This is a genomic window from Enterobacter sp. R4-368, from assembly GCF_000410515.1.
Classification (GTDB): Bacteria; Pseudomonadota; Gammaproteobacteria; order Enterobacterales; family Enterobacteriaceae; genus Kosakonia.
Genome location: NC_021500.1, coordinates 2,474,107 through 2,489,639 on the forward strand (window position 1 = coordinate 2,474,107; position 15,533 = coordinate 2,489,639).

Consider the following 15,533-nt stretch of genomic DNA (forward strand, 5'->3'; position numbering starts at 1 on the left):
TAAGGAAGACACTATGCAGCTTAACATCACAGGACAAAACGTCGAGATCACTGATGCTCTGCGTGAATTTGTGACCAATAAATTCGCCAAGCTTGAACAGTATTTCGAAAGGATTAATCAGGTCTATATTGTGTTGAAAGTGGAGAAAGTGACTCACACCTCGGATGCGACGCTCCATGTCAATGGCGGCGAGTTGCATGCCAGCGCGGAAGGGCAGGATATGTACGCTGCTATCGACGGTTTGATAGATAAACTGGCGCGGCAGCTCACGAAGCATAAAGATAAACTGAAACAGCACTAATTGTCCGAGCGTCCGTCTGGCGCGTTGCACCCTACCGTAACCCGGTAGGGTGACTGGCTCTGGCGTCGCTCAGGTGAAATTATGATGAATAACGATTCCGCTCTTCAATTGAGCAATGTCCTTAACCAGGAATGTACCCGTAGCGGCGTTCACTGCCAGAGTAAAAAACGCGCTCTGGAAATCATCAGTGAACTGGCGGCAAAACAGTTAGGCTTACCGCCACAAGTCGTCTTTGAAGCGATCCTTACGCGCGAGAAAATGGGCAGCACCGGCATTGGAAACGGTATCGCCATTCCGCACGGTAAGCTTGAAGAAGACACGCTTCGCGCCGTTGGCGTTTTTGTGCAACTCGAAACGCCCATTGCCTTCGACGCTATCGATAATCAGCCTGTCGATCTGCTGTTTGCCCTGTTGGTGCCAGCGGATCAAACCAAAACGCATCTGCATACGCTCTCGCTGGTCGCCAAAAGGCTGGCGGACAAAACTATCTGTCGGCGCCTGCGCAGCGCGCAAAGTGATGAAGAGCTGTATCAAATCATCACGCAGACGGAAGGTGAAAGCGACGATGCGTAACGGGAAGGAAACCTTTTTATCAGTTGTACTGAGGAGAAATGGTTCATGGTCCTGATGATCGTCAGTGGTCGTTCGGGTTCAGGGAAATCCGTCGCTCTGCGCGCCCTGGAAGATATGGGTTTTTATTGCGTCGACAACCTGCCGGTCGTGCTACTGCCGGAACTGGCGCAGACGCTTGCAGAGCGTCAGACTTCCGCTGCCGTCAGTATCGATGTGCGAAATATGCCGGAGTCACCGGAAGTTTTTGAACAGGCGATGAGCAATCTGCCGGATGCCTTTTCACCGCAATTATTGTTTCTCGATGCCGATCGCAACACGCTGATCCGCCGTTACAGTGATACGCGTCGTCTGCATCCGCTCTCCAGCAAAAATCTGTCGCTTGAAAGCGCGATTGACGAAGAGAGCAACTTACTGGAACCGCTGCGTTCACGAGCGGATCTGATTGTCGACACCTCGGAAATGTCGGTGCATGAGCTGGCAGAAATGCTGCGTACGCGCCTGTTAGGTAAGCGTGAACGCGAGCTGACCATGGTTTTTGAATCCTTCGGTTTCAAGCACGGTATTCCTATCGATGCGGATTACGTGTTTGACGTGCGTTTCCTGCCGAACCCGCACTGGGATCCTAAATTGCGCCCGATGACTGGTCTCGACAAACCCGTCGCGGCGTTCCTCGACAGACATACGGAAGTGCACAATTTTATCTACCAGACGCGCAGTTATCTCGAGTTGTGGCTACCGATGCTGGAGACCAACAACCGTAGTTATCTGACCGTGGCCATCGGTTGTACCGGTGGTAAACACCGCTCCGTCTATGTCGCCGAACAACTGGCGGATTATTTCCGCTCGCGCGGTAAGAACGTTCAATCCCGTCACCGTACGCTGGAAAAACGCAAAACATGACCGTAAAACAAACCGTTGAGATCACCAATAAGCTGGGAATGCATGCGCGCCCGGCCATGAAACTGTTTGAACTGGTACAGGGCTTCGATGCGGAAGTGCTGCTGCGCAATGATGAAGGCACCGAAGCAGAAGCCAGCAGCGTGATTGCGCTGCTGATGCTGGATTCTGCGAAAGGCCGGCAAATTGAAGTGGAGGCCAGCGGCCCGCAGGAAGAAGAAGCGCTGGCGGCGGTGATTGCGCTGTTTAACGCCGGGTTTGATGAAGATTAATTCAGTACAGCTTATTGCGATCCAGGAACGCTTCCCCGCCTAACTGCCGCATCTGGCGCAGGATCCATGCCTGACGGCTACGTACATAGCCAGATGGCGCGGCGGCCTGAAAACGGATCGGGTTTGGCAATACGGCGGCCAGTAGCGCCGCTTCTGACATACTTAAGCGGCTCGCCGGTTTATGGAAATAGCGCTGTGATGCTTCCTCGACGCCAAATACGCCGTCCCCGAACTCAGCGATATTAAGGTAAACGGTCAGGATCCGCCGTTTGGTCCACACCGCTTCCATCCCAAGCGTCAGGCCGGCTTCCAGCCCTTTACGCACCCAGCTTTTTCCATCCCATAGCAGCAGATTTTTTACCGTCTGCTGTGAGATCGTCGAGGCACCACGAATACGGTTCTCATGGCGCTCGTTATGCGAGAGCGCTTTCTCAATGGCGCTAAAATCCAGCCCCCAGTGTTCTGGAAAACGCTGATCTTCAGCGGCCACCACCGCCAGCGCCATCCACGGCGAAATATCATCCATACCGACCCAGTCGGAATGCGCGACATAGCCAAAGTCGCCGCTAAACCACGCGCCCAGCTGGCGTTCCACCATCACGGCGGAAAAAGGTACCGGCAGGAAACTGAACAGCACAATGCCGCCACCCCAGAAGAGTGCCAGTACGCATAAAACCCGCAGAGCAATGCGCTTTAAGGTGGCTTTCAGCGGGCCGCGAAACCACTTCCTCATTCGGCCAGTACCAGTACGCGCGCCACCAGCTTTTCGATACCGGAAGCGGCCTGCGCGATGTCCTCTGCCAGCATATACGCCGGCGTCGTCACCACTTTGTTCTCTTCATCCACGACAATATCGTCGACCGGGCAAGGCACATGCTCGGCCCCCATCTCTTCCAGCACTTCTGCGGTATCAATATCCGTACCGATCGTCAGACGTAGGGGAAAATCGAAGATTTTCGGCAACATTGCCGGTGCGATGCACATAAAACCGAGCGGTTTACCTGCTTCGTGCATCTCCAGCGCCAGTGTTTTAAGGCTGCTGTCAACGGTGCATTCACTGCCGAGGCTGGCAAAATTACTGAGGTTTTTCGCTGCGCCAAAACCACCCGGTACAATCAGCGCATCCAGATCATTTGCAGATGCCTGCGATAACGGCTGGACATTGCCACGGGCGATACGGGCGGATTCAATCAGTACATTACGGCGCTCAGCCAGCGTCTCACCCGTGAGATGGTTTACCACATCGCTTTGCCATTTATCGGGAGCGAAACAGACCGCCTGCGCACCATGACGGGCAATTGCTAACAGCGTAATCACCGCCTCATGAATCTCAGAACCGTCATACACACCTGCGCCGCTGAGAATCACGCCGATTTTTTTCATTTTGCTCATCCTTTATGCAACGTACTGACGATAATTAAAAATTTTGATAAGGGAGCCTTGCTTCACACATTTCACTGATTGATGTAACAAATCATTTAAGATTTGCTATCTTATGTGCGTGTGGTCGAATTTTTTCAGGCTACGCCCTTGCAAAAAATATAATTTATTACGGCGCAGCCACGATTTCCCTGGTGTTGGCGCAGTATTCGCGCACCCCGGTTAATCCGGGGTCATTTTTTTCCAGCGTCCGCCACCCAGGCTTTTAACACCGCCACATCATTGCGCCACTCCTGCTTCATCTCTTCCACCCAGTCGCCAACATTGTCCCACCAGGCAGGAAGATCGGGAGACTGAATCTGCTGGCCAAGCTGTTGAAGATGGCGCAGCCCGACAGAACCTGCGGCGCCTTTAATTTTATGGCCCTCTTCCACAATCCCTTTTTGGTCGCGCGCGGTCAGGTTTGACTCGAGCACGCTCAAATAACCCGGCATCATTTTTTCAAACACATCCAGCCCGTCGGTAATCAATTTCGGCCCGACCAGCTCGATATACTGCTCAAGCATGGCGGTATCAAGCAGCGTTTGTACTTTACTGTTGTCCATGGCTGTCACAGGTTCCTCCTCACTTTCACTCGCATCCCAGAACTTTTTAATCATGGCAGTTAATGCCGGGACTGCCAGCGGTTTGCTTAATACATCATCCATGCCCGCATCAAGGTATTCCTGTTTGTCTTTCAGCACGTTGGCGGTAAGCGCCACCAGCGGCGGTAAATCCTCACGCGCGTAACGGCGGGTCAACTCTCGCGAAATATCCAGCCCGGTCATATCCGGCAACTGAATGTCCAGCAACACTAAATCGTATTCACCCGGCGTGAACATCTCCAGCGCGGCAGTACCGGTCATGGCGACATCCACGCTGCTGCCCAGTTTTTCCAGCACCGAGCGTGCGACGATCACGTTCAGCTCGATATCTTCTACCAGCAGCACATGTAACGCCGGAAGCGGCATGTCATCATCTTCAAACGCGTCTTCAACTTCTTCCGCTACCGCCGGAGCGTGAATGGTCAAGGTAAATATCGAACCCGCCCCTGGCTCACTGCTGACGGTTATGTCGCCGCCCATGTTCTTCGCCAGACGGCGCGAAACGGCCAGACCTATACCGGTTCCCGTCGCCGGTTTACCGCCGTGGCTGTCTTTCACCTGGTAATACATGGCGAAAATTTTATCCTGCTCATCGCGGGGAATACCGATCCCGGAATCCTGCACTTCAAAGTGCAGCATATCGCCTTCGTCATAACGCACACGCACCACGACCTGCCCTTCACGGGTAAATTTAACGGCGTTGCTGATAAGGTTCCAAAGGATCTGGCGCAAACGCGTACCGTCCGTAACCACCTGATGTGGCAGCGGTAACGTTGGATCAAGAACAAAGCGCAACCCTTTCTGGTGCGCCTGCAGAGCCGAGAGGTTTTCCAGATCCGCCAGGAAGCTGGTGAAATCAAGCGGTTGGTTATCCAGCTGGACTTTACGCCGCTCCATCTTATCCATGTCGATAATATCGTTGAAAATATTGCCGAGCGTTACGGCGGAAACATGGATCGTCTTCAGGTATTTTTCCTGCTCTTGCGTCAAATCGGTATCCAGCAGAATACGGCTTAATCCAACAATGCCATTCAGCGGCGTACGCAGCTCGTGGCTGATGGTGGAAATAAAGGTGGTCTTATCCCGGCTGGCGCGCTCAAGCGCGTCCTGGTAGCGTTTACGCTCAGTGATATCGCGACCAAAGCCCATCAGCCCGTGGCGTTTACCGACGCGATCGTAATAAGGGACTTTGCGGATCTCGAAACAGGCTTTGCGGCCGTCCGGGTAATCCAGCCACTGTTCGTAGGTTAAAGAGACGTTGTGACGAAAAACTTTTTCATCGGTCTCAATCACTTTTTCCGCTGCTTCCGGTGAATAGACATCCTGCGGCTTGAGGTGAATAAGCTGCTTCTCGCTCTTACCGGTCAGCAACTCCATCGCCCGGTTACAGCCGGAGAATTCTTTATCTTCGTTGCGATAGAACACCAGATCCGGCGAAGCGTCGAGGAAGGAACGCAGAAAAGAGGATTGCTGCTCAAGCTGAATTTGCGTCTGCTCGCGCTCCTGCATCTCTATTTTTAGCTGTTCAAAGGTTTCCTGGCGCTCGGCTTCCGCTTTCTCGCGGTCGCTGATCTCCTGGTTAAGCTTGGCAATATTGTCTTTCAACTGCACATTGAGTTTCAGGTCGCGATCGCGCATCTCTTCCAGTTTTTCAACCAGCCGCGATAACCGCTGGCGCGACTCTTCGAGCTGCTCAACCACCACCGACAGGAAATAAACCGCCCATGGCGTGATCAGCAAGCCAAAAAAGATGGAGCGGATAACATCAATGCTTTCCACTTTCCCCTGCAACACCATGGTAACGGCCATCTGCACCACGATTGCCAGCACCACTAGCGCCAAAGCAAGCAGCATGGAAAAACGCACCAGACCCAGCTTCATCATCAGGTCGACGTAATATTGCGCCAGTAAACGGATTTGCTTCATAGAGATTTCCTCGAACAATTCCGCTCAATAATACTCAATTCTGAGCAACGCGTTGAAGCTTGTGCAAAAAATGCAGGGATGATTAGCGTTTCGTGATGAGATCAGACGGGTAATTGCCAGCAACGCCCCAGCGCAGAACCTTGCCCGCCCTGCTCTTTCAGGTAGCGATCCAGCTCGACCATTCCCGTCCAGCGGTTTTCACACCACAGCGGGGCAAGCAGCGTCGGGCGACGTGCGCTGGCGGAGACACGGTGAAAAATCACCTCCGGCGGCGTATGGCGAATCATTTCGCCAGCGATGACGGTGAACTCTTCCAGCCCGATTCCATTCAGGCGCCCCGCTTCCCAGGCCTTCGCCATAGTGCTGCCTTTCACGATATGTAAAGGATGTAACTTGATGCCGTCGACACCGGTTTCTACAACGCGCTGTATCGTCTCCAGGCACTCTACGTGGCGCTCGCCGGGTAATCCGACGATAAGATGAGCGCAGACTTTCAGGCCGCGCTCACGGGCTTGCTGCGTCGTGTGTTGATAACAGGCGAAGTCGTGCCCGCGATTGATACGATGCAGCGTTTTATCATGCGCAGTCTGCAAACCCAGCTCCAGCCACACTTCATAACCCTGCTCACGGTATTCGCACAGCAAATCCAGCACAGCCTCCGGTACGCAATCCGGGCGTGTTCCCACACACAAGCCAACAATATTCGCCTGACTGACTGCTTGCTGGTACATCGAGCGCAGCACCTGCACTTCTGCCCAGGTACTGGTGTACGCCTGGAAATAGGCGAGATAGCGCCGGGCGCGGTTCACCAACTGTGCCTGGTGAGCAAGTTGTGCGGCAATGGATTGATGCTGCTGCGCTTCGTCAGCAAAAGAGGCGACATTACAGAAAGTGCAACCGCCGCGACCAATGGTGCCATCACGGTTAGGGCAGCTAAATCCGCCATGCAATGTCAGTTTATGGACTTTTTCGCCATAGCGGCGGGCAAGATCCCCACCAAACATATTGACTAATTTCTGTAACTGCATAATCTGAAAGGCCGCCCAAATAAAAGGGCGTAGCCTGCCACTTTTAGCTTTCGTCGGCGATGACCTGGATCAATCGCCCTGGAAGGCTTTTATTCATTGCATAATCAGTCAATATAATCGCAATTTCATGCACCCTAAAGACGATTACTTTTCCTTATGTCGCTGCGTTATTTTGCAGAAATACTATCACGCGTGAAAAACAGTGCGTTCATGCGACTCTGACGCACATAGCAGAATAAAAATCTGCCAATAAAACCCCACTCAGAATAGAACATCAGAAACAGCGCTTTTAGATAGTGAGTCAGATCACACTATGCTGCCGCCTGGTAACGCGTTCATTGAATGTAAAAATCCTTAAATAACCATAAATATCAATAACATAAATATGTTTTAGCACATTTTTGTATAAATAAGCTCGGCATTTGACCTGTGTACGGATTCCCGATAACTTGGGAATCCGCTGGAAGCTTTCTGGATGAGCAGTCTGCTCATCATATTTATGCAGTAATTGAGATTCCCTCTTAAGCAAGTCCTCAACACTTGTGTATCGATGCGAAAAGGAAATTAAAGAGGGCGACATGCGAGGCAATTGCCCCGTCGCCATGCTCTTTTTGTGCCTGTGCGTAACGTTCTGGAGGGGCTCTCGTAGAGCCTGGGGAGGTTCACTGATATGTTGTACGATAAATCTCTTGAGAGAGATAACTGTGGTTTCGGCCTGATCGCCCACATAGAAGGCGAACCTAGCCACAAGGTAGTGCGTACCGCTATTCACGCACTGGCCCGAATGCAGCACCGCGGCGCGATTCTCGCCGATGGCAAAACCGGTGACGGTTGTGGCCTGCTGCTGCAAAAACCCGATCGTTTTTTCCGTATCGTTGCGGAAGAACGCGGCTGGCGCTTAGCTAAAAACTACGCCGTTGGTATGCTGTTCCTGAATCAGGATGCCGAAAAAGCCAACGCGTCGCGCCGTATTGTAGAAGAAGAACTTCAACGCGAAACCCTGTCGATTGTCGGCTGGCGCGATGTGCCAACCAACGAAGGGGTGCTCGGTGAAATCGCCCTCTCCTCGCTGCCTCGTATTGAGCAAATTTTTGTTAACGCCCCTGCGGGCTGGCGTCCGCGCGATATGGAGCGCCGCCTGTTTATCGCCCGTCGCCGCATCGAAAAGCGCCTGCAGGAAGATAAAGAGTTCTACGTATGTAGCCTCTCGAATCTGGTGAACATCTATAAAGGTCTGTGTATGCCGGCGGATCTGCCGCGCTTCTACCTGGACCTGGCGGATCTGCGTCTGGAATCGGCCATTTGCCTGTTCCACCAACGCTTCTCCACCAACACCGTACCGCGCTGGCCGCTGGCGCAGCCGTTCCGCTACCTGGCGCACAACGGTGAAATCAACACCATTACCGGTAACCGCCAGTGGGCGCGTGCGCGTACTTACAAATTCCAGACGCCGCTGATCCCGGATCTGCATGACGCCGCGCCATTCGTCAACGAAACCGGCTCCGACTCCAGTTCCATGGATAACATGCTTGAACTGCTGCTGGCGGGCGGGATGGATATTGTGCGCGCCATGCGTTTGCTGGTGCCGCCAGCATGGCAGAACAACCCGGAGATGGATCCGGATCTGCGCAGCTTCTTTGACTTTAACTCCATGCATATGGAGCCGTGGGACGGCCCGGCGGGCATCGTGATGTCCGATGGTCGTTTCGCCGCCTGTAACCTCGACCGTAACGGCCTGCGCCCGGCGCGCTACGTCATCACCAAAGACAAGCTGATCACCTGCGCCTCTGAAGTGGGGATTTGGGATTACCAGCCGGACGAAGTGGTCGAAAAAGGCCGCGTTGGCCCTGGCGAGCTGATGGTTATTGATACCCGCGGCGGACGCATTCTGCACTCCGCTGAAACCGATGACGATCTGAAAAGCCGCCACCCGTACAAAGAGTGGATGGAGAAAAACGTCCGCCGTCTGGTGCCGTTCGAAGACCTGCCGGATGAAGAAGTCGGCATGCGCGAAATGGACGACGACCTGCTGACAAGCTACCAGAAACAGTTTAATTACAGCTTCGAAGAGCTCGATTCAGTAATTCGTGTGCTGGGCGAAAACGGCCAGGAAGCGGTCGGCTCAATGGGCGATGACACGCCATTTGCCGTGCTTTCCAGCCAGCCGCGCATCATTTATGACTACTTCCGCCAGCAGTTCGCGCAGGTCACCAACCCGCCTATCGATCCGCTGCGTGAAGCGCACGTGATGTCGCTGGCGACCAGCATTGGCCGCGAGATGAACGTCTTCTGCGAAGCGGAAGGCCAGGCACACCGTTTGAGCTTTAAATCGCCGATCCTGCTGTTCTCTGATTTCAAACAGCTGACGACGATGAAAGAGGAACACTATCGCGCTGATACGCTCGATATCACCTTCGACGTCACCGAAACCACGCTGGAAGAGACCATTAAAGCGCTGTGCGATAAAGCTGAGCAGATGGTGCGTAACGGCACGGTTCTGCTGGTGCTCTCTGACCGTAATATCGCCAAAAACCGTCTGCCAGTTCCGGCACCGATGGCCGTTGGCGCGATTCAGACCCGCCTGGTTGATAAGAGCCTGCGCTGCGACGCCAACATTATTGTTGAAACCGCAAGCGCCCGTGATCCGCACCACTTCGCGGTGCTGCTGGGCTTCGGCGCGACGGCAATCTACCCGTACCTGGCATATGAGACGCTGGCGAAACTGGTGGACAGTAAAGCCATCGAAAAAGATTACCGCACGGTGATGCTGAACTACCGTAACGGCATCAACAAAGGGCTGTACAAGATCATGTCCAAAATGGGCATTTCGACTATCGCCTCTTACCGCTGTTCGAAACTGTTTGAAGCCGTCGGCCTGCACGATGATGTTTCCGGGCTGTGCTTCCAGGGCGTGGTCAGCCGTATCGGCGGCGCCGGTTTTGCTGACTTCCAGCAGGATCTGCTGAACCTTTCCAAACGCGCATGGCTGGCACGTAAGCCGCTGGAGCAAGGTGGTTTGCTGAAGTATGTTCACGGCGGCGAGTACCATGCGTACAACCCGGATGTGGTGCGCACGCTGCAACAGGCGGTACAGAGCGGCGAATACAGCGATTACCAGCAATACGCGAAGCTGGTGAATGAGCGCCCGGCGGCAACGCTGCGCGATCTGCTGGCGATTACGCCGAATGGCGAAGCGGTGAGCCTGAAAGATGTTGAACCGGCGACGGAGCTGTTTAAACGCTTCGATACCGCAGCGATGTCCATCGGCGCCCTGAGCCCGGAAGCGCACGAAGCACTGGCGGAAGCGATGAACAGCCTCGGCGGGTTCTCTAACTCCGGCGAAGGCGGCGAAGATCCGGCGCGCTACGGCACCAATAAAGTGTCACGCATCAAACAGGTGGCCTCTGGTCGTTTCGGCGTTACGCCTGCGTACCTGGTCAACGCGGATGTTATTCAGATCAAAGTGGCTCAGGGGGCAAAACCGGGCGAAGGCGGTCAGTTACCGGGTGATAAAGTCACGCCGTATATCGCTAAACTGCGCTACTCCGTGCCTGGCGTTACGCTGATCTCTCCGCCGCCGCACCACGATATTTACTCTATCGAGGATCTGGCGCAGCTGATTTTCGATCTGAAACAGGTCAACCCGAAAGCGATGATTTCCGTCAAACTGGTTTCCGAACCGGGCGTTGGCACCATCGCGACCGGCGTGGCGAAAGCCTACGCTGACCTTATCACTATCGCCGGTTATGACGGTGGTACCGGTGCAAGCCCGCTCTCTTCGGTGAAATATGCCGGTTGTCCGTGGGAGCTTGGCCTGGTAGAAACCCAGCAGGCGCTGGTGGCTAATGGCTTGCGTCATAAGATCCGTTTGCAGGTGGATGGCGGTCTGAAAACCGGCCAGGACATCATTAAAGCGGCGATTCTGGGTGCGGAAAGTTTTGGTTTTGGTACCGGCCCGATGGTGGCGCTGGGCTGTAAATATCTGCGAATTTGTCACCTGAACAACTGCGCGACCGGTGTGGCTACCCAGGATGAGAAGCTGCGTAAAAACCATTATCACGGTCTGCCGTTCAAAGTGACCAACTACTTTGAATTTATCGCCCGTGAAACCCGTGAGCTGATGGCGCAACTGGGCGTTAAACGTCTGGTGGACTTGATTGGCCGTACCGATCTGCTCAAAGAGCTGGATGGCTTCACTGCCAAACAGCAAAAACTCGATCTGTCGAAACTGCTGGAAACAGCGGAGCCGCATCCGGGCAAAGCGCTCTACTGCACCGAAAACAACCCGCCGTTTGATAATGGCGTGCTGAACGCGCAGTTGCTGCAACAGGCGAAACCGTTTGTCGATGAGAAGCAGAGCAAAACCTTCTGGTTCGATATTCGCAACACCGATCGTTCCGTCGGCGCGCTGCTGTCGGGTTATATCGCGCAAACACATGGCGACCAGGGGCTGGCGGCAGATCCGATCAAAGCGCACTTTAGCGGTACCGCAGGCCAGAGCTTCGGCGTGTGGAACGCAGGCGGCGTGGAACTCTATCTGACTGGCGACGCTAACGACTACGTGGGCAAAGGTATGGCTGGCGGCTTGCTGGCGGTACGTCCACCGGTTGGTTCTGCCTTCCGCAGCCACGAAGCGAGCATTATTGGTAACACCTGCCTGTATGGCGCAACCGGCGGTCGTCTGTACGCCGCAGGCCGTGCGGGTGAGCGTTTCGCGGTACGTAACTCTGGCGCTATCACCGTGGTGGAAGGTATCGGCGATAACGGCTGTGAATACATGACCGGCGGTATCGTCTGCGTATTGGGTCGAACCGGTGTTAACTTTGGTGCGGGAATGACGGGCGGCTTCGCCTATGTGCTGGATGAAGATGGTGAATTCCGTAAACGTGTGAACCCGGAGCTGGTGGAAGTGCTGAGCGTCGATGACCTCGCCATCCACGAAGAGCACCTGCGCGGTCTTATCACCGAGCATGTGCAGCATACCGGTTCGCAGCGCGGCGAAGAGATCCTGGCGAACTGGCCAGCCTTCTCCAGCAAATTCGCGCTGGTTAAGCCGAAGTCCAGCGATGTGAAAGCACTGTTGGGTCACCGTAGTCGTAGCGCAGCAGAGCTGCGTGTGCAGGCGCAGTAAGGGGTAGCAATGAGTCAGAACGTATACCAGTTTATCGACTTGCAGCGCGTTGATCCGCCGAAGAAAGCGCTGAAGATCCGTAAAATTGAATTTGTTGAAATCTATGAGCCGTTTTCAGAAGGCCAGGCCAAAGCACAGGCAGATCGCTGCCTCTCCTGCGGCAACCCTTACTGTGAGTGGAAATGTCCGGTCCATAACTACATCCCGAACTGGCTGAAGCTGGCAAATGAGGGGCGTATTTTTGAAGCGGCTGAACTGTCGCATCAGACCAACACCTTGCCGGAAGTGTGCGGCCGCGTTTGCCCGCAAGACAGGTTGTGTGAAGGTTCCTGTACGCTGAACGACGAGTTTGGCGCGGTGACCATCGGCAACATTGAACGCTATATCAATGATAAAGCGTTCGAAATGGGCTGGCGTCCGGATTTGACCGGCGTGAAACAGACCGATAAACGTGTGGCGATAATTGGTGCAGGTCCGGCAGGTCTGGCCTGTGCCGATGTACTGACCCGCAACGGCGTGAAAGCGGTGGTGTTCGATCGTCACCCGGAGATCGGCGGCCTGCTGACCTTTGGTATTCCGGCCTTTAAGCTGGAAAAAGAGGTAATGACACGCCGTCGTGAAATTTTCACCGGTATGGGTATTGAGTTCAAACTCAATACCGAAGTGGGTCGCGACGTACAGATTGACGAGTTGCTGAAAGAGTACGATGCGGTGTTTCTTGGCGTCGGGACTTATCAGTCGATGCGCGGCGGGCTGGAAAATGAAGACGCAAACGGCGTGTTTGACGCGCTGCCGTTCCTCATCGCTAACACCAAGCAGATTATGGGCTTCGGTGAAACGCCGGAAGAACCGTATGTCAGCATGGAAGGCAAACGTGTTGTGGTGCTTGGCGGTGGCGATACCGCAATGGACTGTGTGCGTACGTCAGTGCGCCAGGGCGCGACGCACGTTATCTGTGCCTATCGCCGTGACGAAGAGAACATGCCGGGGTCGAAACGCGAAGTGAAAAACGCGCGCGAAGAGGGCGTGGAGTTCCAGTTCAACGTGCAGCCGCTGGGCATTGAAATCAATGCCAACGGTAAAGTGTGCGGCGTGAAGATGGCACGCACGGAAATGGGCGCGCCGGATGCGAAAGGCCGTCGTCGTGCGGAAATTGTTGCCGGTTCTGAACATGTGGTTCCGGCCGACGCGGTTGTTATGGCGTTTGGTTTCCGCCCGCATAGCATGGAGTGGCTGGCGAAACACAGCGTTGAGCTGGATTCGCAGGGCCGCGTGATTGCGCCAGAGGGCAGCGAAAATGCGTTCCAGACCAGCAATCCAAAAATCTTTGCTGGCGGCGACATCGTGCGTGGCTCCGATTTGGTGGTAACGGCGATTGCCGAAGGCCGTAAGGCGGCGGACGGCATCCTGAACTACCTCGAAGTGTAATACCCATGTAGCGACCAAAAAGGAGGCTTCGGCCTCCTTTTTTATGCGCATATTAAACACAAAAAAAAGCAGAACCATCAGGTTCTGCTTTCCAGGTTACTTCACCACACGCAGCGATGGACGCCCACCGCGCGGCGGCGGATCGTCATCCGGGCTGTTATCGTGATCGTCTTCGTGATCGGGTTTATCACCGTCGATAACCGACATCACCGTCTCGCTTTCCTGCGCTGAAGTATGATCGTCATCGTTCAGGCTGACGACCTCTTCATCGTACGCGGCTTCCGGTTCAAACATCGTACCGGCGCCGTTTTCACGGGCATAAACCGCCAGCACGGCAGCCATTGGCACTTCAACCTGACGCGGCACGCCGCCGAAGCGCGCGTTGAAACGCACTTCGTCATTCGCCAGTTCCAGGTTGCCAACCGCACGCGGCGCAATGTTCAACACGATCTGCCCGTCACGCGCATACTCCATCGGCACGCGTACGCCCGGCAACGTCACATCAACAACCAGATGCGGCGTAAGCTGGTTATCCAGCAGCCATTCGTAGAAGGCCCGCAGTAAATACGGACGGCGTGGAGACAGTTGTGACAAATCCATGCAGTTAACCCCGGCCCAGGCGCATTTCGCGCTCGGCTTCTGTCAGAGAGGCAAGGAAGGAATCACGCTCGAAAACGCGTGTCATATACCCTTTCAGCTCTTTCGCACCGGCACCACTCAGTTCGATACCCAGTACCGGCAGACGCCACAGCAGCGGTGCGAGGTAGCAGTCAACCAGGCTGAACTCGTCGTTCAGGAAGTACGGTTTCTGGGTGAACAGCGGGCCAATCGCCAGCAGCTCTTCACGCAGCTGTTTACGCGCCGCGTCCGCCTGTGCGCCACTGCTGTTCTGGATGGTATTCATCAGCGAATACCAGTCTTTCTCAATACGGTGCATGTACAGACGGCTCTCACCGCGCGCCACCGGGTAAACCGGCATTAACGGCGGGTGCGGGAAACGCTCGTCCAGATATTCCATAATGATGCGTGATTCCCACAGGGTGAGTTCACGATCTACAAGTGTCGGTACGCTTTGATTCGGGTTGAGGTCAATCAGATCCTGAGGAGGATTATCCTTTTCCACGTGCTCAATTTCGAAGCTGACACCTTTTTCGGCCAGCACGATACGGACCTGATGGCTATAGATGTCCACAGGACCAGAAAACAGCGTCATTACCGAACGTTTGTTGGCTGCGACAGCCATGAAAACCTCCAGGTATATATTCAGAATTTACTGCTACCGGACTTAATCGACCGGTCAGATGTTGAGTTAACTACCCGCGCGTACTGTCACTCTCGTTATAAGGCAAACAAAAAATGAACAATCCCAGCCATTTGGGCAGAAAATTGGATGATAGTTTACCAGATTTTGCGGGCTTTGTGGTGAGGGGATTCTGGAAATGCTGAAAAAGAAGAGATAATCAATGGATTGCTGTGGATAACACGATCTTTATCCATAAAAAAACCCGGCTCGCACCGGGTTTTTTCGCCAATCGTTCTGCCGAAGCAGAAACCAATTAACGTTTGGAGAACTGCGGACGACGACGTGCTTTGCGCAGACCGACTTTTTTACGTTCAACCTGACGCGCGTCACGAGTGACGAAGCCAGCTTTACGCAGTTCGGAACGCAGGGACTCGTCGTACTCCATCAGAGCGCGGGTGATACCGTGACGGATCGCACCAGCCTGACCGGAGATACCACCACCTTTAACGGTGATGTACAGGTCCAATTTTTCAACCATGTCGACCAGTTCCAGCGGCTGACGAACTACCATGCGGGCAGTTTCACGACCGAAGTACTGTTCCAGCGAACGCTGGTTGATTACGATTTTACCGTTGCCCGGTTTGATAAACACGCGAGCGGCGGAGCTTTTGCGGCGACCAGTGCCGTAGTATTGATTTTCAGCCATTGCC

The 15,533-nt window shown here is 54.3% G+C and carries 13 protein-coding genes; 6 read left to right on the top strand and 7 right to left on the bottom strand.

Annotation, left to right across the window (positions count from 1 at the left end; genetic code table 11):
* The first annotated feature begins 13 nt into the window (after positions 1 to 13).
* The 4 genes from hpf to npr all read left to right on the top strand — a co-directional run bounded on the left by hpf (position 14) and on the right by npr (position 2,043).
* Entirely contained in the window at positions 14 to 301 is a 288-nt protein-coding gene (gene hpf / locus H650_RS11610; RefSeq protein ID WP_020455445.1) for a ribosome hibernation promoting factor, read from the top strand.
* 81 nt (positions 302 to 382) lie between these two features.
* The gene (gene ptsN, locus H650_RS11615) at positions 383 to 874 is read left to right on the top strand and encodes a PTS IIA-like nitrogen regulatory protein PtsN (protein WP_017457319.1); all 492 of its coding nucleotides are present in this window, start codon (positions 383 to 385) and stop codon (positions 872 to 874) included.
* Between the two features lie 45 nt (positions 875 to 919).
* Positions 920 to 1,774 (top strand): RNase adapter RapZ, encoded by an 855-nt coding sequence (gene rapZ, locus H650_RS11620; RefSeq protein WP_020455446.1) that lies wholly within the window; start codon positions 920 to 922, stop codon positions 1,772 to 1,774.
* Positions 1,771 to 2,043: a PTS phosphocarrier protein NPr gene (gene npr, locus H650_RS11625; protein WP_007369893.1), complete on the top strand. Its 273-nt coding sequence runs from the start codon at positions 1,771 to 1,773 to the stop codon at positions 2,041 to 2,043. Before rapZ ends, npr begins: the two co-directional genes overlap by 4 nt.
* Before the next feature lies 1 nt (position 2,044).
* Here the strand turns inward: npr and mtgA are convergent, their stop codons facing one another.
* The 4 genes from mtgA to mnmL all read right to left on the bottom strand — a co-directional run bounded on the left by mtgA (position 2,045) and on the right by mnmL (position 7,021).
* On the bottom strand, positions 2,045 to 2,776 hold the full coding sequence (gene mtgA, locus H650_RS11630; protein ID WP_020455447.1) for a monofunctional biosynthetic peptidoglycan transglycosylase: 732 nt from the start codon (positions 2,774 to 2,776) through the stop codon (positions 2,045 to 2,047).
* Entirely contained in the window at positions 2,773 to 3,426 is a 654-nt protein-coding gene (gene elbB / locus H650_RS11635) for an isoprenoid biosynthesis glyoxalase ElbB (RefSeq protein ID WP_020455448.1), read from the bottom strand. The genes mtgA and elbB overlap by 4 nt, the downstream gene beginning before the upstream one ends.
* A 230-nt stretch (positions 3,427 to 3,656) precedes the next feature.
* Positions 3,657 to 5,993 carry an aerobic respiration two-component sensor histidine kinase ArcB gene (arcB, locus tag H650_RS11640; RefSeq protein WP_020455449.1) on the bottom strand — a complete coding sequence of 779 codons (2,337 nt, stop codon included), beginning with the start codon at positions 5,991 to 5,993 and terminating at the stop codon, positions 3,657 to 3,659.
* A 101-nt stretch (positions 5,994 to 6,094) separates the two neighbouring features.
* Complete coding sequence (gene mnmL / locus H650_RS11645; protein ID WP_020455450.1) at positions 6,095 to 7,021, bottom strand: tRNA modification radical SAM protein MnmL/YtqA; 927 nt, start codon at positions 7,019 to 7,021, stop codon at positions 6,095 to 6,097.
* A gap of 670 nt (positions 7,022 to 7,691) precedes the next feature.
* Between mnmL and gltB the strand changes: the two genes are divergently transcribed.
* Together gltB and H650_RS11655 are read left to right on the top strand one after the other, a co-directional pair.
* The gene (gltB, locus tag H650_RS11650; RefSeq protein WP_071925234.1) at positions 7,692 to 12,152 is read left to right on the top strand and encodes a glutamate synthase large subunit; all 4,461 of its coding nucleotides are present in this window, start codon (positions 7,692 to 7,694) and stop codon (positions 12,150 to 12,152) included.
* A 9-nt stretch (positions 12,153 to 12,161) separates the two neighbouring features.
* Entirely contained in the window at positions 12,162 to 13,580 is a 1,419-nt protein-coding gene (locus H650_RS11655; protein ID WP_020455452.1) for a glutamate synthase small subunit, read from the top strand.
* A gap of 96 nt (positions 13,581 to 13,676) precedes the next feature.
* Here H650_RS11655 and sspB read toward each other — a convergent pair whose 3' ends face one another.
* From sspB to rpsI, 3 genes are all read right to left on the bottom strand, one after another.
* Complete coding sequence (gene sspB, locus H650_RS11660; RefSeq protein WP_020455453.1) at positions 13,677 to 14,180, bottom strand: ClpXP protease specificity-enhancing factor; 504 nt, start codon at positions 14,178 to 14,180, stop codon at positions 13,677 to 13,679.
* Between the two features lie 4 nt (positions 14,181 to 14,184).
* Positions 14,185 to 14,823 (bottom strand): stringent starvation protein SspA, encoded by a 639-nt coding sequence (sspA, locus tag H650_RS11665; RefSeq protein ID WP_017457310.1) that lies wholly within the window; start codon positions 14,821 to 14,823, stop codon positions 14,185 to 14,187.
* A 313-nt stretch (positions 14,824 to 15,136) separates the two neighbouring features.
* Entirely contained in the window at positions 15,137 to 15,529 is a 393-nt protein-coding gene (gene rpsI, locus H650_RS11670; protein WP_000829818.1) for a 30S ribosomal protein S9, read from the bottom strand.
* Between the last annotated feature and the right edge of the window lie 4 nt (positions 15,530 to 15,533).